Origin of the sequence: Pseudomonas syringae pv. tagetis (assembly GCF_022557255.1) — a bacterium.
Classification (GTDB): domain Bacteria; phylum Pseudomonadota; class Gammaproteobacteria; order Pseudomonadales; family Pseudomonadaceae; genus Aquipseudomonas; species Aquipseudomonas caricapapayae.
Genome location: NZ_CP092923.1, coordinates 5,701,890 through 5,720,630, shown reverse-complemented (window position 1 = coordinate 5,720,630; position 18,741 = coordinate 5,701,890). Strand labels below are relative to the sequence as shown.

At 57.8% G+C, this 18,741-nt stretch carries 15 protein-coding genes and 3 pseudogenes; 3 read left to right on the top strand and 15 right to left on the bottom strand.

Features of this window, described 5'->3' with window-relative positions; all coding sequences use genetic code 11:
- Positions 1 to 351: 351 nt before the first annotated feature.
- From MME58_RS25600 to MME58_RS25590, 3 genes are all read right to left on the bottom strand, one after another.
- On the bottom strand, positions 352 to 1,089 hold the full coding sequence (locus tag MME58_RS25600; RefSeq protein WP_055005705.1) for a GntR family transcriptional regulator: 738 nt from the start codon (positions 1,087 to 1,089) through the stop codon (positions 352 to 354).
- Between the two features lie 317 nt (positions 1,090 to 1,406).
- Positions 1,407 to 2,414, bottom strand: coding sequence for an aldo/keto reductase (locus tag MME58_RS25595; RefSeq protein WP_055005704.1), 1,008 nt, complete (start codon positions 2,412 to 2,414; stop codon positions 1,407 to 1,409).
- Between the two features lie 20 nt (positions 2,415 to 2,434).
- Positions 2,435 to 3,124 carry an HAD-IA family hydrolase gene (locus tag MME58_RS25590; protein ID WP_055005703.1) on the bottom strand — a complete coding sequence of 230 codons (690 nt, stop codon included), beginning with the start codon at positions 3,122 to 3,124 and terminating at the stop codon, positions 2,435 to 2,437.
- A gap of 154 nt (positions 3,125 to 3,278) precedes the next feature.
- Between MME58_RS25590 and MME58_RS25585 the strand changes: the two genes are divergently transcribed.
- Positions 3,279 to 4,760: a YdgA family protein gene (locus MME58_RS25585; RefSeq protein ID WP_055005702.1), complete on the top strand. Its 1,482-nt coding sequence runs from the start codon at positions 3,279 to 3,281 to the stop codon at positions 4,758 to 4,760.
- 56 nt (positions 4,761 to 4,816) lie between these two features.
- On the opposite strand, the pseudogene MME58_RS27925 reads toward MME58_RS25585, so the two are convergent.
- The 4 genes and pseudogenes from MME58_RS27925 to acpP form a co-directional block, all read right to left on the bottom strand.
- A pseudogene (locus tag MME58_RS27925) lies at positions 4,817 to 5,173 on the bottom strand (methyl-accepting chemotaxis protein); the annotation flags it as partial.
- A gap of 555 nt (positions 5,174 to 5,728) precedes the next feature.
- Positions 5,729 to 6,835: pseudogene (locus MME58_RS27920) on the bottom strand (FIST signal transduction protein); the annotation flags it as partial.
- A 118-nt stretch (positions 6,836 to 6,953) separates the two neighbouring features.
- Positions 6,954 to 7,754: a mechanosensitive ion channel family protein gene (locus MME58_RS25575; RefSeq protein WP_055005700.1), complete on the bottom strand. Its 801-nt coding sequence runs from the start codon at positions 7,752 to 7,754 to the stop codon at positions 6,954 to 6,956.
- Between the two features lie 171 nt (positions 7,755 to 7,925).
- The gene (gene acpP, locus MME58_RS25570; RefSeq protein WP_054985035.1) at positions 7,926 to 8,162 is read right to left on the bottom strand and encodes an acyl carrier protein; all 237 of its coding nucleotides are present in this window, start codon (positions 8,160 to 8,162) and stop codon (positions 7,926 to 7,928) included.
- 195 nt (positions 8,163 to 8,357) lie between these two features.
- Between acpP and MME58_RS25565 the strand changes: the two genes are divergently transcribed.
- Both MME58_RS25565 and MME58_RS25560 read left to right on the top strand, forming a co-directional pair.
- Complete coding sequence (locus tag MME58_RS25565) at positions 8,358 to 8,840, top strand: hypothetical protein (RefSeq protein WP_055005699.1); 483 nt, start codon at positions 8,358 to 8,360, stop codon at positions 8,838 to 8,840.
- Complete coding sequence (locus MME58_RS25560; RefSeq protein ID WP_055005698.1) at positions 8,833 to 11,307, top strand: PEP-utilizing enzyme; 2,475 nt, start codon at positions 8,833 to 8,835, stop codon at positions 11,305 to 11,307. The genes MME58_RS25565 and MME58_RS25560 overlap by 8 nt, the downstream gene beginning before the upstream one ends.
- A gap of 215 nt (positions 11,308 to 11,522) precedes the next feature.
- Here the strand turns inward: MME58_RS25560 and MME58_RS25555 are convergent.
- From MME58_RS25555 to MME58_RS25520, 8 genes and pseudogenes are all read right to left on the bottom strand, one after another.
- A pseudogene (locus MME58_RS25555) lies at positions 11,523 to 11,708 on the bottom strand (hypothetical protein); the annotation flags it as partial.
- 48 nt (positions 11,709 to 11,756) lie between these two features.
- A complete protein-coding gene (locus MME58_RS25550) occupies positions 11,757 to 12,851 on the bottom strand; it encodes a fatty acid desaturase family protein (protein ID WP_055005697.1) in 1,095 nt (364 codons plus the stop codon).
- The gene (locus MME58_RS25545; protein ID WP_055005696.1) at positions 12,844 to 13,977 is read right to left on the bottom strand and encodes a sterol desaturase family protein; all 1,134 of its coding nucleotides are present in this window, start codon (positions 13,975 to 13,977) and stop codon (positions 12,844 to 12,846) included. Before MME58_RS25545 ends, MME58_RS25550 begins: the two co-directional genes overlap by 8 nt.
- On the bottom strand, positions 13,974 to 14,594 hold the full coding sequence (locus MME58_RS25540) for a phosphatase PAP2 family protein (protein ID WP_055005695.1): 621 nt from the start codon (positions 14,592 to 14,594) through the stop codon (positions 13,974 to 13,976). Before MME58_RS25540 ends, MME58_RS25545 begins: the two co-directional genes overlap by 4 nt.
- Complete coding sequence (locus MME58_RS25535; RefSeq protein WP_055005694.1) at positions 14,591 to 15,874, bottom strand: F390 synthetase-related protein; 1,284 nt, start codon at positions 15,872 to 15,874, stop codon at positions 14,591 to 14,593. The genes MME58_RS25540 and MME58_RS25535 overlap by 4 nt, the downstream gene beginning before the upstream one ends.
- On the bottom strand, positions 15,871 to 16,677 hold the full coding sequence (locus tag MME58_RS25530) for an MBL fold metallo-hydrolase (RefSeq protein ID WP_055005693.1): 807 nt from the start codon (positions 16,675 to 16,677) through the stop codon (positions 15,871 to 15,873). Before MME58_RS25530 ends, MME58_RS25535 begins: the two co-directional genes overlap by 4 nt.
- Complete coding sequence (locus tag MME58_RS25525; RefSeq protein ID WP_055005692.1) at positions 16,670 to 17,686, bottom strand: NAD-dependent epimerase/dehydratase family protein; 1,017 nt, start codon at positions 17,684 to 17,686, stop codon at positions 16,670 to 16,672. The genes MME58_RS25530 and MME58_RS25525 overlap by 8 nt, the downstream gene beginning before the upstream one ends.
- Positions 17,683 to 18,690 (bottom strand): 3-oxoacyl-[acyl-carrier-protein] synthase III C-terminal domain-containing protein, encoded by a 1,008-nt coding sequence (locus MME58_RS25520; RefSeq protein WP_055005691.1) that lies wholly within the window; start codon positions 18,688 to 18,690, stop codon positions 17,683 to 17,685. The genes MME58_RS25525 and MME58_RS25520 overlap by 4 nt, the downstream gene beginning before the upstream one ends.
- Positions 18,691 to 18,741 lie beyond the last annotated feature (51 nt).

Below are 18,741 nucleotides of genomic sequence, written 5' to 3'. Positions count from 1 at the left end.
GAACAATCAGACTGCTGGACTTTTAATGGGCGAAGTTGGAAATGACTTCCAATGTCTGTGTGCCCCGTTCAACAACTCCTTATCCATTGAGTTCAGATGAACAGAGAACTGCCCCCCGATCTCGCGCGGGCAGTTCAGCCGCAGCCAGGGAACACCCTCCGGCAGGTTTCCTCAGGCCACGGCCGAGTTTGCCTTATTCCAGTGTCAGGCCAACCGGCAGAATCAGGAAAACAGCGATAAAAACATCACGCCAGGGGAAAGCCTGACGGTGTTCCAGGCAGACAGGCGGGGAGCACGAGCGGCCAATCTGCAGGCGTTGTGATCGCCCTGTGGATAAGCCGCCTCAATGATTCAGGCAGGGTTTTTCTTTGTTGCGCGGGGTTGTTTCGCGTCGCTGGTTTTCTTGCTGTTCAGATATTGAGTGACGGCCTGAACACCGCGATTGAGGTGGTACTGCAGTGCTTCGACACACGGCTCGACCGCTTTCTGTTCGGCAAGCCGCAGCAGTTGCCAGTGGTCATCCTGAGACAGCTTGCCCAGCCCCATGGCCGACAGGTTGAAACGCAAGAAGCGCTCCTCTTCGTTCAGGCCTTCTTCAACGAGGCGCATCAGGCGCTTGTTATGGGTCTTTGCATACAGCGACAAATGGAACATGCGATTGAGTCTGCCGATCTGGCCGAAGTCCGTCTCGACTTCAAGCTGCTCGATATAGCCCGCCGCCGCCGCCAGATCGTCCGCGTCCAGCAACGGGACGGACAGACGCAGCGCCTCGGACTCCAACAGGATCCGCAAGGCATAAGCGTCCACCGCGTCCTCGGTTATCAACGGCGCGACGACTGCGCCCTTGTGTGTTTCGACACGCAACAGCGACTGTGCCTCAAGCTGGCGCAGTGCTTCGCGCACAGGCATCCGGCTGACGCCGAACAGGGTTGCCAACTCCTGTTGGCGCAAGGCTGTGCCACTTGGAAGGCTGCCATCGATAATGGCATTTCGCAGTTTTTCTTCAATTACGGTTCTGGCAAGGTGCGCCGGAGGCTGCTCATTGCCCAGTACGGCGCCCAGAAAGGCTTCTCTATCTGATTTGCGCATCGGCCTACTTCTTCATCAACCTGGCTGGACAAGGTCCAATTAAATCGCTGGATTGCCGACAGACTAGCCAAGACTTGCCAGTAAGTCGCGAAAATAGAAGCATCGTGATGTGTTGCAGCGTGCACCGGATTACGTACCAGCCCCGCGAGCTCCAGTAAATACCCGCCTATCTTAGCGCTCATCGGCTCGGCTTACCGGTCGAGCATTCATAGATAACAGGAATTTCACGTTATGCTTTTATGACGTGACGCTCTGAAACGGGCGTTTCAGAGCGCGTCAAAACAGCGTTCGCGGCATAAGGCCGCAGGCAGATCGCCTCAGCGAATCAGGCGGCCTGACACGAAGTGCTGAACGTCATTGAAACCGGGCGTCGACGCGTGCCCGGGCGTCACCAGAGAGTCGATGAATGTTTCGTCCTCAGCGGTGATATCGACCTCCAGCGCCTTGGTGTAGCCGTCCCACTGCTGCTCGGTCCTCGGGCCAACGATTGCCGACGTCACGGCCCGATTGTTGAGCACCCAGGCAATGGCGAATTCGACAATGCCGACCCCCTTGTCCTGCACGTACTCCTGAATTCGCTGTGCGATACGCAGTGATTCCACGCGCCATTCGGTTTCCAGCAGCCGCTTGTCCTGACGCCCTGCACGGCTTTCACTGTCGGGGGCGATGTCTGGCGCGTATTTACCGCTGAGCACCCCACGTGCGAGCGGGCTGAAGGGCACCACGCCCAGACCGTGATACGCCGCTGCCGTGATCTGCTCGACCTCGGCCTGACGGTTGACGATGTTGTACAGCGGCTGGCTGATGACCGGCTTGTCCACGCCCAGGCGCTGTGCGACGTTGACGATTTCGGCAATACGCCAGCCGCGGAAGTTAGACACGCCCCAGTAGCGGATCTTGCCCTGCCGGATCAGGTCGCCAATGGCCGAGACCGTTACTTCCAGCGGCGTGTCCTGATCTTCCTTGTGCAGGTAATAGATATCCACATAGTCGGTGTCCAGGCGTCGCAGGCTGTTCTCGATGGCATTGAAGAGGTGCTTGCGATTCAGGCCGGCCCGGTTGGGCACGCCATCGACGGGTCCGATGGCAACTTTGGTGGCCAACACCCAGTCACTGCGTTGTGCGGCGATGGCGCGACCGACGATTTCTTCCGAGCGGCCGGCGTTGTAGACATCCGCCGTGTCGATGAAATTGATGCCCTGATCCCTGGCCTTGTCGATAATACGCAGGGACTCTTCGGCACCCGTCTGCTCGCCGAACATCATTGAGCCGAGTGTCAGTGTGGAAACCTTGAGGCCGGACTGGCCGAGGGTTCGATAATTCATGCTCAACATCTCCATGTCATTCAGACGAGTTCAGGCAACCCCCACGCCTTGAGCGGGAAGTCGGCCAGCGAGGCAAGCAGCAGGTCCGCATGCTCGTACTGCTCGACCGGCATGTGTGAGTCCGGCACAGCCACCGCGTACATGCCTGCAGCCTTGGCGGCTGTCACACCGAACGGCGAGTCTTCGAAGACCAGGCAATCACTCGGTGATACGCCAAGACGGCGAGCGGCGACCAGAAAGATATCCGGTGCCGGTTTGGCTGCGCCGACTTCCGGGTCATCGGCCGTCACGACGGTATCGAACAGCTCGAACCATACGCGGTGCAGGGTCGTCTTGGCTTCGAAGTAATGCACTGAAGAACTGGTGCCCACGGCGATGGGAATATTGTGAGCGGCCAGATGGCGGACCAGCGCCTCGGCTCCGGGCATTGCAGGCGCTTTGGGAAAACGCTCGTCGAGCATGGGCTCACGAATTTCGAGAAACTCGTCTATCGACATCGGCAGTTCAAGCGCCTTGATCACGTAATCCGAGAAGTCCCGGGCACCGCGGCCAATGGTGTGCTGTTTGATGGACCAGTCGAAGGTGCGACCGTGGCGGCTGGCAATCAAGTGGGTGACCTCGGTGTAAACCCCCTCGGTGTCCAGCAACAGGCCATCCATGTCGAAAATAACGGCCTTTATCGGGCCTCGTTGGTTGTGCTGTTCGCTCATGTGATCACGTCCCGTTCTCAAATTCGTTCCAGCCTAACGTTTCCTTGAATACCGTGGCTACCCTGTGTTTCTGATAATCTTTCGCGGTTTTCAAGCTGTGCTGCCGGTCCCGGTACGACTTTTCCATCATCAGAACGGATATCTTCAGGTCACTATGAATAAATCAGCAGGTATAGCGATTGGCGTCATCGTCGTAGCGGGCGCATTGGTTACGGCAGGTGCCTGGTACACCGGCAATCAGCTGGAAGGTGCGCTGAACGATTCGATCAGCAAGGCCAATCAGGAACTCGCGAAGTCGTTCAAAGGCACCGACACCAGCGTCAAACTGGAAATGCTTTCGCTGGAAAAGCATTTCTTCAGCAGCACGGCGCATTATCGAGTCGACATCCAGAACCTGTCCGATAGCACCCAGGGCGGCCAGTTTCTGTTTGTCGATCAGATCGAACACGGCCCCATTCCGTTGTCGCGTATGAAGACCCTGAACCTGATACCGGTCATGGCCCTGAGCAATTTCCAGATGGAGAAGAGCCCCAGCGCCGAGAAGTGGTTCGCCATGAGCAAGGACGTACCGCCGCTCAAAGGACAGGCCAGTATCGGCTATGACCGCGCCACCAAAGGCACACTGCAGATGGCCCCGCTGGAAATGACCGACGTGGACGGCACGTTCAGGTTTTCAGGGCTCGACCTGAACGCCGAGTCGTCCGCCGACGCGGAAAAATTCAGCCTTGCGGGCAACATGGACAACCTGCAACTCAATGTCGCATCGCCTGACGGCCCGGTGAGCATCGACGTCAAAGGCATGACTTTCGACACCGGCGGCACCAAAGGCAAGTCCGGTTTCTATCTGGGTCACACCAACATGAAAATCCAGAACGCGGGTTTTCAGGTGGTGGGTAAGCCGCCGGTACAGATCAAGGATTTCACCAACACCAACCTGGCGCAGGAAGATGCCGGTAACCTGGCGGCCCAGATCAACTACGATGCCGGCATGATTTCTTACGCGGGCAAGGACGTAGGTTCGGGGCATATGGGCTTCAAGATCGCCAACTTCGACGTAGTGGCCACTCAGGCGCTGTATCAGTTGTATCAGGAGAAGATTCTGCCGCAGCAGCAGGAGGCTGCGCTGGAGAAGCGTCCGTTCCGTCTGGAACTGAGCACGGCTGATCAAGAGCTGATGAACACGCAGATGAAGAAGCTGTTGATTGCCAAGCCGCACATCGAGCTGGAAAAACTCTCGCTCAAGACCAGCAATGGCGAAAGCCACATGCGTATCGCCGTGGACCTGGCCGATCCAGGCCCGCTTGATCAGCCTTCCGATGCGCTGCTCTTGAAGAGCCTGGGCGAAGTCAACGCCAAGATCGTCCTGTCCAGGCCGATGATCCGCGACCTCGCTACCCAGCAGGCCATTCGTGAAGGTCAGACCGACCTCAAGGTCATTGCAGAGCAGGCCAAGGCCGCAGCTGACATGGCCAGCGCGATGGCTGAGATGATGCAACTGGCCAAGGTCGACGGCGACAACATCGTCTCCGATCTGCGTTATGCCAACCAGATGGTCGACTTCAACGGCCAGAAAATGACTGTGCAGCAGTTCATGAGCAACGTCATGGGCAGGGTCGGCGTGCTGGGCAACCAGTAAGCGTCGGCAACGCGGGTGTCGGGACGGGCAGAGTGCCGACCCGACACCAGGCTCTGCTACTGAGTCAGCCCGCGCAGGGTATCGGCCAGCAGCCGGGTACGTTGCGAAGTGCCCGCGGTCATGTCACTGGACCCTTCCAGCTCCGACAGCAGCCCCGTGAGCGTTCCGACTTCCAGGGATTGCTCTTCGATGTGCTGCGCCACCTTGCGAATCTCCTCGGCCAGACGCTCGATATCCGTACCGATGTCATTCGCGTTTTGCGAGGTTTTCTGCGCCAGTTGACGCACTTCATCGGCGACCACTGCAAAGCCACGGCCCATTTCACCTGCCCGTGCCGCCTCGATGGCAGCATTCAGCGCCAGCAGGTTGGTCTGCCCGGCGATTTGCTGGATCATCTGCACGACCGACTGAATGCGCAGGCTGGATTTGGCCAGTTCCCGTGAGCCAAGCACCACATCGTCGGCCTGGCTGACCAGGCTTTTGACGGTATTGCCAGCCTTGTCGATGACGGTTTCCTGCTGCGTGATGGTCTGGGATAACTCATCCATCGAAACGTGCAGCTCGCCGGAGTAGTGGCGCAGTTGAGCGGCCATTTCTTCCTGATCCTGGTGAGCTTTGACCAGAACATCACCCAGGTCGCTCAGGCCGCCGAACACCGGGCGGATCTGCTCGTCCAGACCGCTCGGGTCAATGGTCTGAACAAAGTTACGCTGTTTGAACTGATCGATCTGCTTGACTACCACATGGCTCAGACCGGCCAGCTTCTTGATCTGCCGACGCAGAAAGAACGCCTTGAACTCGCCGTAGTAGGCAATAAAGTTGTCGATGTAATCGTCACGGAACGGCTGGCCTTCCGGCACTTTGAAAAAGAACACGGCAGTGAGGGTCTGGTTGAGATTCAGGCCCAGAATCTCGCCAAAGGTCGAGAAGCCCACCACCGGCGTTTCGCCAAACACATCGTTCATGCGGCCCAATTCACTGCCGTTGTTCAGGCGACGCAGGATGCAGTCGCTCAACAGGCCAAGCAGCGGCTTGCCGGACTTGCCCTGCAGAAAGCGTGCAAAGTCCTTGCGCGTGGTGTCTATCATCGAGGTCCGCTTGACCATGACCAGCTCTTCGCCGGGTGCCACGTCACAGAACAGATGCACCCGTTCGCTTTCGTAATCGATACGTGCAATGGAGCGTACGAACAATTCTTCGCCCACGCGGATAGCGAACGAATACTGTGCCAGCTTGCCTTCCAGCTCATGCTGCTCACACTTGAGTGCATCACACAGTGCCGCAACCATTGTGGCGATTTCGCCTCTGGAATTGACCACCTGGCTGATGTAACGCTCTTCCAGCGAGGCGGTCAGAACACTCAGGCTCAGCGGTGTTGCCTCAAAGTTCTGGCTCTTGAACACACCGAAGCGCACGTTCTTCGCACTTTTGAGAAACACCACCTGAGCATGGTTCTCATAACTGCGCTTGCCGTCGTGAATCAGGGTCTTCTTGAAGTCGCCCTTGCCACCTGCAGAACCGCCCACGAACAGGCACGGGAAACGGCCTGATTCGTAGAGGGCTTCCATGAAAAACGACTCTGACGCCGACAGCCCGTCGAACGTGACGTAGGCCAGCGTATCCCGATGATCGATTGGCGTGCTGACCTGAGCGCGCTTGATCGAGTCCGTCAGGCGCGCAATGCGCTCACGCATCGACAGTCGCTTGCCCGCGCCGCGAATATCTTCGCTGTGCAGCGGAATGTGCACCACTTCCGCGCTCTTGATCACGCTCGAGTCAAACAGCGCCAGCACAATCCGGTCCCACTGATTGCCCGCCGCGCAGTACAGCGAATCGTTGCTGGAGCACAGCTCGCCGGAAGTCGTGCACAGGCTGATTTTTGCGTTGGGAAAGCGTGCGGCGACAGATCGGGCCACTTGATCGAAGTCGACGTGCGGTGAAACGAAACCAGTCAGGTAAACCGGATCAAAGCTCAGTGCAGACAGCTTGTCGTTCAATTCCCGGGCGGACGTAATGACACTGAGTACGCCCCCGGCCCGCGAAGTGCTGGTCCGAAGACGAGATAAAAAGCTCATGGTTGAATCCGTAAGATAAAAGGCAGAGGCCACGCAGAATATGGACCGATCTCTTTTAATCGGCTGCTGACGGGTTGGGGTTAGCCGACGGGCGATGAATTTTACCTATGCGTGCCGCTCAGGATATGTGCAGCATCAACGCTCTGATGAGGGCAAGCGTCTGGAGATGCACCGAATCATAGTGATCATTGTGGCAATAGGGCCGTACCGACAGGGTGATGGAGTCGGCCGTCGTAGAGGCCAGATGCACATCCACCGCAGGGCTGCTCAATACATTGGGAAGGCGGGCTATCTGATCCCTGAGGCGCGGGATGATCGTCTGTTCATCGGCGGTGCCGGGCAATACGGCGGTCAGCTCGACGCTGCGGAAATCATTGCTGGAAAAATTGACGATGGTGTCCGAGAAAATCTTGTTGTTGCCCACCAGATTCAACACATTTTCCGGAGTATTGATCGACGTGACGAACAAGCCGATTTCGACCACGGTCCCGGTCACACCCGCCGCTGAAATCATATCGCCGACTTTGAAGGGCCGCAGCACGATGATGAAACCACCTGCCGCCAGATTGGCCAGCAAGCCCGACCACGCCATGCCGATCGCCAGCGCCACGGCCGCCAGCAGTGCCGCAAAGCTGGTGGTCTCGATGCCGCAATAACTCAGAATGGCGATCACCAGAATGATGTTCAGCGTCACCGTGATGAACGAGCCGACATAGCGCAGCACCGTCGGATCAAACCGCTGCCGGGTCAGCGAGCGTTGCGCCATCCTGACCAGCACACCGATCAGCCAGCGACCCACTATCCACAGCAACGCTGCAATCACCAACCTTAGAACAACGGTCGCCCCGTACTGCAGAACAACGTTGAACAACGAACTGACTCTGTCAGTGCCCACATTGATGACATTCAACGCATCCATGAACGCAACTCCTGAACACAGGGCTCGCCCGACAGGTGGGCTGCCGGGTGGAGCCGTACATTGCGCGCAAATACGGAAGGACAGCTACTGGTAGTTTTGACTGGAGGCAAAAGGCCTGCAACTGGCGTTTGGGGGCTCAGCAGGTGTTGTGGCTGTTAGCCTACATCGTGTCTATTTATTGTTTTTTGAGATGTAGTCAACTATGTTTTGTACCGTTTTGAATTTTTTAATTTCTTCATCCGGTATATTGATTTCGAATTCTTCTTCTAGAGCCAGGCTGAGCTCGACAAATTCTAAACTGCTAGCCGCGAAATCCTTGGTTATGTCAGATGTCGGTTTTACATCTTCTTGCGCTGCTTCCAAATGCTTGACCACCAATTCTTTTACACGTGTCATTACATCTTCCATGATGATCATCTCCTTGATCGCGTTTTTTCACTGACTACTGAAGGATGAAATTAGGCCGCGGCAGAAAAGCTGTCTACTGGCATTAATAACAGTTGTTCAACAGTGGGAGGTCTGAGCAGTTTGGTTATGCTCGTATTAAGCCTTTCGAGAAATCGCTACACTCGCCACCTCACCAGGATGACCCAAGGACCTGCAATGCCGTTTTCTTCTGACACACTGCGCCGTACGCTGGTGATGTGGCTGTATGCCGTCGCGGCCGCGCATGTGCTGGGCAGTCTAGTGTTCACCTGGGCCGGGTTTTCCGGGTTGCTCGACGGCTACCTGACCAGCCTCGAACAGGCGTTCTGGACCGAGGCGGTTCCCGCTGCTGCGCGTGCGCAACAGGTCTGGTGGATGGCGCTGTTTGGTGCCACCTTGCAAACGTATTCGGTGTATATGCTCGCGCTTGTGCATTTAGGCAATCGCCTGAAAAGCGCCATGCCCTGGGGTTGGCTGATTGCGGGCCTGCTGCTTTGGGCACCTCAGGACATCCTTATTTCCGTGCGCGGAGGCGTCTGGTCGCACGTCTGGCTCGATCTGGCGGCGCTACTGGCGTTGTTGCCGCCGCTGATCTGGCTGTATCGCCATGATCGCCGTACTTCGGCTGTGCACGCGTCGAAGGAGCCTCGTCATGTCTGACTTGCCGCTGCTGTATCTGCTGGCGGGCAACGGCAGCAGTGCCGAATGGTGGGACGACGCGCTGCCGCATTTTCAGCGCTATCAGGTCGTGCCGCTGGAGCTGCCAGGCTTCGGCAGCAATCCCCAACCACCCTGCGAAGACATTGCGGCCTATGCTGATGCTTTGCTGGCGGCGACGGTTCGAGGCAGCGCAATCGTCGCCGTGGGTGTCAATGCATTGCTGGTCATGCATGCCTTGCAGCGTCAGCCGGGGCATTTCTGCAGAAGCGTATTGCTGGCACCGGTTGGGGCTTTTCTGTGGCAGCGGCGCCTGCCGGCACTGATGTCGCCGCTGCCGATTCGCAAAACCATTCACTGGCTGCTGGCCAACAAACCCACGCTGTTTGCGCACAAGTTTTCCAGACAAGCCTGGCCTGCGGCGCACTATCAGCGCATGGGCGAAGGTTATGCCCGCTGCCGTGCTTTCGTGCCGTATTGGGACCTGTTGCGTGCCGACACCGCGCTGCCGCTGCTGGAGTGGGTGCAAGACCCGGTAGAGCTGGTCTGGGGCGATCAGGACAAGGTGTTGGGCATCGAGCAGGCAGCAGCGTGGTCTGCCATTCTGGCGCGTGCCGACCTGACCATCAGCCTGAAACCCGGATGGGGTCATTACCCTTGGATCGACTCGCCCGCCGAGTTCGCACAATGGCTGGAGTCGGGCGAGCGCGGCTTTGTTGCACACACCAAAGGTGGCCGCCTGCGTCTGGCAACCATTGCCGGGCAACCGGTGCCCGATGCACTGACTCTGGTGCAGGGCGCTGACTCGACGTTGTCCGCGTTTCTGGCCAGTCAGCCTGAAGCTATCTGGGCGGTGCGCTCGTCCAGCTTCGGTGAGGACCAGGCCGATGCGGCCAATGCCGGTCTGAGCACCACTTTCCTTCGTGAGCCCAGCCACAACGTCCCCGCGCGCGTCGCAGAACTGCACACCGCTGGCGTCGAAGAGGTGGTGGTACAGCGCTTCATCACGCCGGTGCTTTCCGGGATCGCTTTCGTGCGTCACCTGTCAGTCGAACTGGAATGGGTGCAAGGCCATCTGGAGTCGCTGGCCGACGGTCAGGCAAGCCCGGATCGAGCGATCATTTCCCGCCTTGGCGCGGCCTGGAGCAGCGGCAGCTTCAAGCCATCCCACGGTTTGACTGAGGAGCTGCTCTGGGATTTCCTGCAGGGCGTTCTGCACGTATTCCACTACGTGCCGGGCGATGTCGAATGGGCCTGGGATGGCCGTCAGCTGTGGCTGCTGCAGTACCGCCCGATCAGTGACTACGGCTGGCGCCGACACCTGACCGCCGCCAATATTGCCGAGATCCTGCCGCCACAGCCCAGCCGGCTGGTCGAGTATGCACAGCGGCGTGCCGCAGGCAGCATCCCGGCCATCATGGCGCGCTGGGATTCACGTGTACTGCAGGACAATGAGCCATTTACCGCGTTGTTCGGCGCGGCGTCCTACATCAACAACGACCTGTTTCTTGCACGTCTGGCTGACTGGGGCATTGCGTCCAGTCATTACGCCGATGAGGTCGGCGGTGCGACCCCGCATCTGCCGTGGCGACCACTGCGTCTGGTGCGCTCATTACCCGTGTTTCTGCGGATGCAGCGTGTCGCGCGCGGCCACTTGTTGACCCTGGAAAAACACCTGCACCGCTTTGACCGAGAACTGCATGCCCTGACGGCCCAAGGTGCCGACGGCCAGCAATTGGCTGACTGGTTCACACGTTTCTACGTATTCGTCGTACAAGGCAACCTGTGCATCGCTACCTCGCTGGCCAGCAGCGGCGGAGACCTGCTAGGCCGCCCGCCGACGGCTTACGACGACCTTGAAGACTGCCCGCACCGACTGCCCTGGGAAACCGATCCCGCTACGCCGCGCCCGGCGTTCACTGATCTGCCCTTGCAGGCCTTTCCGACCTGGCCGGTTTTCATTCGCATCGTCCATCGCACGGGCCTGCCAGGCATGCGCGGCTACTACCTGCAAGTGCGCGAGTGGTATCGCGATAACCTGATGCGCCTGTTTTTCCGCCTGCACCACGCCATGCCGATTGCAGACAGAGCGTACTGGTTTGCACCCCATCCGGACATTCGCAGCCGTGCAGGCAGCTTCTGGCAGGACGGCCGTGAAGGCACCGAGCAGGCGACAGGCTTTATGATCTATCCGGGTCAGGTCCAGGGCATTCTGGGCGAGGACATCCTGCTGGAAGACACCCTCGACCCCGGACGCCACGCGCACTACCAGAACGCCCGAGCAGTGATTGCGCGAATGGGCGGGCGTCTTTCCCACGGGTCTACGTTGCTGCGCGAACTGCGCAAGCCTTCGGCGGTGCTGCCGAATGTTGATATGGCGTGGGTGGGGAGGGAAGTGCGGTATGTGGATGGAGAGTTGAAGCTGGTGGAAGGGCAGGCGTGCAATCAGATCCGCGTCGACACGGTATAGCCAAACACTTACACGCGATGGAGGGATTTGGCCATTTCCGACTTGGTCCGTCCTCCGTAGTATTGGATCCATCAAGTGGTGAACAGGAGTTCACCAGGATCAAGGATGATCGACCATCGTCTCGGAGGCAGCCGACAGGGAGTCGGGATGGTCTTGGAAAAACCCGCTTCGGCGGGTTTTTTGTTGTGCGCGAGAAAGTCCTCGTTGAGCCTGGGCTACTTGCGCAGTGCCTTTCTGTTGCGCAGGCTTTCACGATGCACCTCGAGATCCCTGCGCCGCCGCATCTCCTGACGGACCTCCTTGCGTTCGGATCGAATAATCCTCCATTGCATGCGCAATTCGCGACCGCGCTCGCTGTTGAGCGATAAGAGGCCCAGCAACGGGAAAAGCAGACAAACAATATCGATGCGGTCATGCCAGAAGTCACAAAGCTTCTGGCTCTGAGTCCGTCAGGTGATGTTCGTCACCTGCGTGTCCCGGCCCATGCTGCGCAAGAACTTTCGCTGCTGCCGAAGCAACTCACGGTAGTCGATGCAGCGATAGTGCATGCCGTGGCGGGGGGCCAGGTCAGCGATGATGTTTGCCAGCGCCGGATAGTGTCGATGACTCCAGCCAGGGAACAGGTGATGAGTCAGATGAAAGTTCAGCCCGCCCACGACATGGTGCAGCCAGCGTGGAGAGGTTTGCCAGTCACAGGTTGTCGAGAAGTTATGTCGATACCAGCCGTGTGGCATCAACGGGCTGCCTGATGGCTGATAGAACTCTGCTTCTGCCCAGTGCGTACCGAGCAGCAGAAATACCACCCAGAGAGAGGCAAGCATCTGGCTGACAAAGTACGCGATCAGCACCGTGGTCCAGCTACCCTCGAATATCACCAGCGGTACTACCAGTACCAGCAGCAGATGGCATGCCTTGCTGGCCAGAAATACTGCCCAGCCTCTGTTTCCTGGAAGAATGCTTTTGGCTTTGAGCGGTGTCTTCCCAAGGCGGTCCGACCAGTCGAATATCCATGAGATGTAGGGCAGCGAAAGCGCTGCGACCATGGGCCAGTAAAGATGTTGATAGCGCATGTGCTTCCGCCAGCCCTGGAAGGGTGACTGTCGCAGGACGCCATTTTCCTCGGTGTCCAGATCGTAATGTTCAACGTTGGCATAGGCATGATGAAACTGCACATGCCTGACCCGCCAATAATCCGGATCAATCCCGAGCGGCAAGGTCATCAACCTCCCCACCAGTCGGTTTGCCCAGGCCGCCCGGAAAAAAGCATTGTGGGTGGCATCGTGAAACACCATTACGTTGAGTAGCATGCCTGTCAGGACAAACATGAAATAGCAGCCTATGAATGCCCACACAGTGTGTTGCATAAGGCTCGATGCATAAAAACCGCCGCACAGCAGGGTAAGGAGCAATGCCGTCACCTTTTGCCGAATGCTTGCGTAGCGATGGTCGTCTGCCAGGTAGGCGTGGGCCGCCTGCTTGAGGGCATGATGAAATGCCTGTTCGCCATCGGCAGGAAATGACAAAGGGGCAAGTGACTCAGCCATGATGTTTTTCCACCGGATTTGCGGCTGAAATGTTGTAGCCACGAGAGGACAGGGCCACCCATACGCCGTGCAAGGCGAGGGCGACCATCGGCAATTGCCAGTAAACCTGCGACCAGCGGTAATAACCCAGAAAAAGTAACGCCAGCCCCATGCTGACTATCAGCCAGACGGGAACACTCCAGGTCCTCGCTTCGGTCATTCCTCCCAGCGCCACCGAGCCCACCACGAGAAAAACGAACAGGACGACCTGCGGCAAGGTGATGTCGCTGTAGCCATAGCCGTATTGATAGATATAGCCCACTACCAGCGCGAAGAGCAGCAACGCGCCGCTGAAAATGCTCAAACCCGAAACGCGCGAGCGGGTCGGTTCGTTCGATTTTATCGACAGTCGCAGGTAACGCAGAAAAGGCACGTTGCTGGCCCAGAACGGGTTCGCGGAAGAGCGAGGCCCTCCGATTCCAAACGTGTAAGGCACATCGGGCAGCCTGGAAAATGTGCCGAACAGCTTGTCCCAGAAAATGAAAGTACCGCCGAAGTTCTTGTCCGAGTAGGCCCGGTCTTTGACGTGATGCACGCGATGATGGGTCGGAGTAACGAAAATCTTCTCCAGCACGCCTAGCCTGGGTGTCAGCGCATTATGGTTAAAGAACTGCATCGAGTAATGCAGGATCGACACTGCGACAAAAACATGCAGCGGTACTCCCAGCACGGCCAGCGGAATGAAGAACGGAATCGACGTGAGTGACGAATACCACGAATTACGCACGCCCAGGGACAGATTGAAGTACTCGCCCTGATGATGCACCACATGCACGGCCCAGAGAACGCCAATGTGGTGATGCAGACGGTGCAACCAGTAGAAGCAGAAATCCCAGGCCAGCAATGCGAACGCCCAGACCAATAGGGTAGGCCATGTATCCAGCAGGCCAAGGCTCAAGTACGTGGCGGCAAGTCCGTAACAGATTACTTCCAGGCCACGGAACAGCCACAGCATGAGGTGGCCGGAATTCAGATTGAACACCACGTCATGCCAGTCAACCGGCTTGCGCTGCACCCACTGCAGAATGACGGCCTCGCCTGTTACGGCCAGCAGCATGATGATGATCGGAATGGCCAGATCGCTCATTGCATATTCCCTTTAAGTGCGACTGGCCTGCTTCGGCCAAGCGCATCGACCAGCATGCCCGCCACCAATGCGAGCACGGCGCCACTGACCACGTCGATGAACAGATGACGGCGCAATTGCAGGATTGAATAGGCAATGGCGGCCACCCACAAGATAAACACTGCAGTACGCGCGCTACGCCTTGCTGCACTGATCCCCCAGACTGCCAGCACCATCAGGGCCATGTGCAGGGATGGCAGGCAATTCTGGGTCGAGTCCACATAAGTCAGCGCTGCCAGCAGTGTGGAGCTTAACGTTGTGCCCTCATCGACCGGGTACACCATCGTTGTCGGCCACAGCAGATAGACCGTTCCGGCACCCAGTGCGGTAATACGCATAGCGCGAGACAGCCAGCGCACTCGATCAAGTGGGGTCATCAGATACCCCAGCGGAACAACCACGAAGAACGACAGGTACAGCCAGATTGCGTGCGGCGTGAATGCAATCATTCGGTCGAGCGGCGAGGGTGCCATGATCTGGCCGGTGCCTTGCAAATCATCGGTCAGCGTATAGATCAAACCGACCGACCCCCAACCAAGCAGCATATGCCACAACCGAAACATCATGGGGTTGTTCATGCTTCTGCCTGCCGGACAATACGGCGTCGTTTTCGATCGAAGTTCGGCATCACGTTCTGCACCGTCAGTTGCCATTCAAGTTTGTCAGTGGCAATACCCTGTTGCGTGAACAGGGCGACAAGTTGTCTGCGGCTGTGCTCCAGTTCGGTTTGCGTACAGTCTGCAATCAGCTGCAACCGGGTTTTCGAAAGCTGAATCAAGCGGTAGTCACTGGTCAGTGGCAGTGCATTGGCAATTGCCCGACTGCACAGGTCGGCAAAGATAATCTGCATCTCACCGTGCAGGTCAGGCAGCGAAAGCTGGTCGTCGCGGCGACCTTCGATTCGGGAAATCGCCATCGAATGCTGACCACACGGGCAGGGCTCGGATTGCCTGACCAGTACATCATCCAGCCGGTAGCGTACGATAGGTTGGGTACTGCGAGTGAAGTCGGTGATCAACGGCGTGAAGCGCTGCTCATCAAGCCACTGGGGCTCGATATGCACGAACTCTTCGTTCAAATGCATTGTGCCATGCGAGCACGTGGCCGCCAGAAAACCTTCGGTTGCCTGATAGACCTCGCCGACCTCGCGGAACACCGTTTTCAGCAACTGGCGATCCTGCGCATCCAGAACTTCGGCGACGGAGATCACTTTCTTCACGTCGAGTTGGATCTGCCCGCCCAGAACGGCCAGGGCCAGGGCGCGCAGCACCTGTGCTGGCGCAACGATAATGGTCGGCGCCTGTGCTTGTAAGCGAGACAACTGCTCAGTGAACGGCGTGAACAGGTCATAAAAGGCCAGGCTCAGCCAGCGATTGTCGACGCTGTGGTACAGGTTATTGTCCGCACGTAAAAAGAGCGCCACTCGCTCACCCGCGAAAATGCCGTCTGGGAGCATCTTGGCGAGCATCCCGCCCGCCCAGATCTGCTGTTCCTGCGGACTCACGACGAAAATGCCGCGCTGCCCTGACGTACCCGAGGACAGCCCGACGCTAAAACGGCCGATGCGTGGCGTGAAGTCGCGTTCGGCTTCGCCGCGCCTTGCGCAGGCCAGCAGTTGATCACGTTGCAGACCAGCGGTGTTCATCTGGTCGAACTGCGTCATCATCAGCGCTTTGTCCATCAGCGGCCATTCGTTGAATGGCAGAGCGCTGTATGCCCGAAAATAAGGACTTTTGGCCAGCACCCTGTAGGCAAAACGTTTCAGTTGTCTATTCTGGAAATGCTCCAGTGCCTGGCGACTGGAAAAGCGCAGGCGACGCGCTCGCCAATAATGCCAGAGTGTCATCACCGGGATCATAAATCGCCCTCGTGGCACAAACGAATATCCACATGGCCTGCTGTCCACAAAAGGTTCAGACGGTTCAGCGTCTGGTAGTAGGCCTTGCTGTCGTCCATCAGCACGTTGGCAAGTACGGAAGGCCCGCGCAATTCTTGATAGCTCAGCGGCGACCATGCGGAATCACTGGCCAGCAGTGTCCAGCCATCTTCGGTGAGAATAAATGCACCCAGGTGTCCGGCGGCATGACCTGGTAGCGGCACCAGAACAATCTGCCCGTCACTGCCCGGTAGTTCGTAGCCATGTGTAAACGGTGCCAGTTGCTCAGTCAGGCTCACCCGCTCAAAGCCCTCGACGAACTGCAATGCTGCCTCGAAACCTTCCGGAATCAGTCCAGGTACGAAGGCGCGCTTGAGCGCGGCGATGCCACGTAATGAGCGGGTTTTCTGCCAGCCTTCGCCCGAGCAGATAAAGTCGAGATGACTGAAGTCCCGTAGGCCGGCGATGTGATCGGCATGAAAGTGGGAAATGATCAGCGCCTGAATATCGTTGGCTGCGTAACCTGCATTACGCAACTGATCCAGCAGCGTTTCACCCGCATCCAGGTATACCGGGGTAACCTGGCTATAGATGCGGAACACTCCCGACCGGGTATGCTCCTGAAAATGGTTGGCGTAGCCGGTATCCCATAACCAGCGGCGATCGCCGACCTCCAGCAGATACGCCCTGGACGGAAATTTGCAGACCCGCAGGCCGGCACCCTGCAACGCCATACAACCGATATGCGTGCAGTAACCCACTTCGAAAGTGGTGATGCTAGCCATGGCGCTTCACCGCTTGAGACTTAAGCCATTGCCCCGTGAGCTGAATACTTTCTTCCATCGTATACCGAGGTCGGTAGCCCAGTTCTTCAATGGCTCGCGTCTGGCTCAGGGTCATATCGAAGTTCACAGCTGCCACACTGTAGCGGGTCAGCACGGGCTCCTTACGCGTTACAGAGGCCAGCAGCTCAAGTGCAATCGCCAGTGTGTGAAGCAACCTATAGGGCATGGGCTGAACACGATAACGAAGGCCGAGTTGATCGTGCAGTAACAACTGCAGGGTATCCACCAGTCGCATGGGCTGATGATTGGTGACGTTGTAGGCGGCGCCGGAAGACAAGGAATTGTTATGGCTCGCCAGGTCCATGGCGTGCACAACGTTCAGTACAAACGTAAGGTCCAGCACTGCCTGGCCACCACCCGGCAAACGCAGCACGCCCCGGTCGCGCTCTATCTGGCCCAGAATCCGGGGCAGAATCACCCGGTCATACGGGCCAAACAGACCACGGGGCCGCAGAATGATGAAAGTGGTCTGTGGATAAAGTGGTACTAGCGCCTGTATGGATTGCTCTGCCTGGTACTTGCTGCTGGCGTAGTGATTGGCGAATCGTCGGGCACGGTATTGCTCGTCAATACACTCATGATTCTGAAAGTCGAAGTAAATGGCGGGCGTGGAAATATGCACGAATCGCGAGACGCCGCAATGTCCGGCTGCCTCGGCCAGCTTCTGTGTTGCTACAACGTTGGCCTCATCAAACTCGACCTTGCTGCCCCAGGGAGAAGACTTCGCGGCGCAGTGCCAGACGACGTCGCAGCCGAGCATCATTCGCTCGCATTCCTTCGCGGTAGCCTTGGTCAGGTCCATTGTCGTGAATTCGGCTCCCTGATTTCGCAGCAGACCTCCCACTGTTGGGTCACGTCCGATTGCATGCACCTTATGGCCAGCGTTCAACAGCCAATCAGCTGCATTGCGTCCAAGGCCACTGGTGGCGCCGGTCAGCAGAACCTTCATGGCAGCAGCACCATGCCCGCCAGTGTCAAACCTGCAGCGGTGCCTATCAGCATTACCGGCTTGCCTGGCGTGAAGCGGCCGGTAGTAAAGGCAGTATGCAGCGCTGTTGGAATTGAGGCCGATACCTGATTGCCATGATAACGATAAATATCTACCAGCACTTCAGAAGGTACTCCCAGACGTTTTCGCATGTGCTCAAGCGAAAGATGGCTGGCTTGGTGAGGTACGACGGTGACGATATCGGCCAGGGTCAAACCGCTGCTTTCGAGTAATCGTGCGAGATAGCCCTCGATCAACGCGGCAGCCTGACGAAACAGCTGCTTGCCCTTCATGTGGAACAGAAAGTCTTTGTCAGTCATGCCGGTACGCGGATTACGGCGTGTGCCGCCTGCTTGAATCTCGCACAGGTCGCTACCTTCCGGGTAAGTCTCGGAGAGGCTGCTCAGAATGCCGCTGCTGCCGTCACCGCGTTCGACAATGGCGCAGGCTGCTCCGTCGCCGAGGATCAGAGAGCTTTCTTCGTCATCCCAGTCGATACCACGTGAAACGAGATCTGCCGAGACGATCGCGATGCGCTTGTAGATCCCGGCATTGAGCAAGCCGGCAGCGACCTGTAGCGCCGTAATGAAGCCGACGCAACTGCTGTTGATATCAAAGCCCGGCGTACCCGGTGGCAGATGGGCCGCCTTGAGAATCAATGCTGCCGTGCAGGGTAAGGCCTGCATGGGTACTGCCGAGGCCGAGATCAACAGGTCAATCGAACCCGTCGGGATCTGCTTCCTTCTCAACGCATCCTGAAGTGCTTGCGCTGCCAGTCCGGCTTGGCTGACATCGAGTGTTGCGTGAAAACGGCAATGTACGCCAGAGCGCTTTTCGACATAACCCGCATGCTTGTTCAATAACGTGTCCAGCGCAGACGAGTCCACTCGATTTGCGGGCACCGCTACGCCAGTCGCAATAATTTTCAGTGGCAGCAAGGCTGCGGGGGAGGAGGGCGCTGTCATTGGAGTCCTGGCTTCGCATCCATGTGGCAATTACCTGAATGACTGATTCAC

What these genes read in the sequence shown, in the direction of transcription:
- MME58_RS25600 (WP_055005705.1), bottom strand. Translation starts at nt 1,089, where the DNA reads ATGCGCAAATCAGATAGAGAAGCCTTTCTGGGCGCCGTACTGGGCAAT.
- MME58_RS25595 (WP_055005704.1), bottom strand. Translation starts at nt 2,414, where the DNA reads ATGAATTATCGAACCCTCGGCCAGTCCGGCCTCAAGGTTTCCACACTG.
- MME58_RS25590 (WP_055005703.1), bottom strand. Translation starts at nt 3,124, where the DNA reads ATGAGCGAACAGCACAACCAACGAGGCCCGATAAAGGCCGTTATTTTC.
- MME58_RS25585 (WP_055005702.1), top strand. Translation starts at nt 3,279, where the DNA reads ATGAATAAATCAGCAGGTATAGCGATTGGCGTCATCGTCGTAGCGGGC.
- MME58_RS25575 (WP_055005700.1), bottom strand. Translation starts at nt 7,754, where the DNA reads ATGGATGCGTTGAATGTCATCAATGTGGGCACTGACAGAGTCAGTTCG.
- acpP (WP_054985035.1), bottom strand. Translation starts at nt 8,162, where the DNA reads ATGGAAGATGTAATGACACGTGTAAAAGAATTGGTGGTCAAGCATTTG.
- MME58_RS25565 (WP_055005699.1), top strand. Translation starts at nt 8,358, where the DNA reads ATGCCGTTTTCTTCTGACACACTGCGCCGTACGCTGGTGATGTGGCTG.
- MME58_RS25560 (WP_055005698.1), top strand. Translation starts at nt 8,833, where the DNA reads ATGTCTGACTTGCCGCTGCTGTATCTGCTGGCGGGCAACGGCAGCAGT.
- MME58_RS25550 (WP_055005697.1), bottom strand. Translation starts at nt 12,851, where the DNA reads ATGGCTGAGTCACTTGCCCCTTTGTCATTTCCTGCCGATGGCGAACAG.
- MME58_RS25545 (WP_055005696.1), bottom strand. Translation starts at nt 13,977, where the DNA reads ATGAGCGATCTGGCCATTCCGATCATCATCATGCTGCTGGCCGTAACA.
- MME58_RS25540 (WP_055005695.1), bottom strand. Translation starts at nt 14,594, where the DNA reads ATGAACAACCCCATGATGTTTCGGTTGTGGCATATGCTGCTTGGTTGG.
- MME58_RS25535 (WP_055005694.1), bottom strand. Translation starts at nt 15,874, where the DNA reads ATGATCCCGGTGATGACACTCTGGCATTATTGGCGAGCGCGTCGCCTG.
- MME58_RS25530 (WP_055005693.1), bottom strand. Translation starts at nt 16,677, where the DNA reads ATGGCTAGCATCACCACTTTCGAAGTGGGTTACTGCACGCATATCGGT.
- MME58_RS25525 (WP_055005692.1), bottom strand. Translation starts at nt 17,686, where the DNA reads ATGAAGGTTCTGCTGACCGGCGCCACCAGTGGCCTTGGACGCAATGCA.
- MME58_RS25520 (WP_055005691.1), bottom strand. Translation starts at nt 18,690, where the DNA reads ATGACAGCGCCCTCCTCCCCCGCAGCCTTGCTGCCACTGAAAATTATT.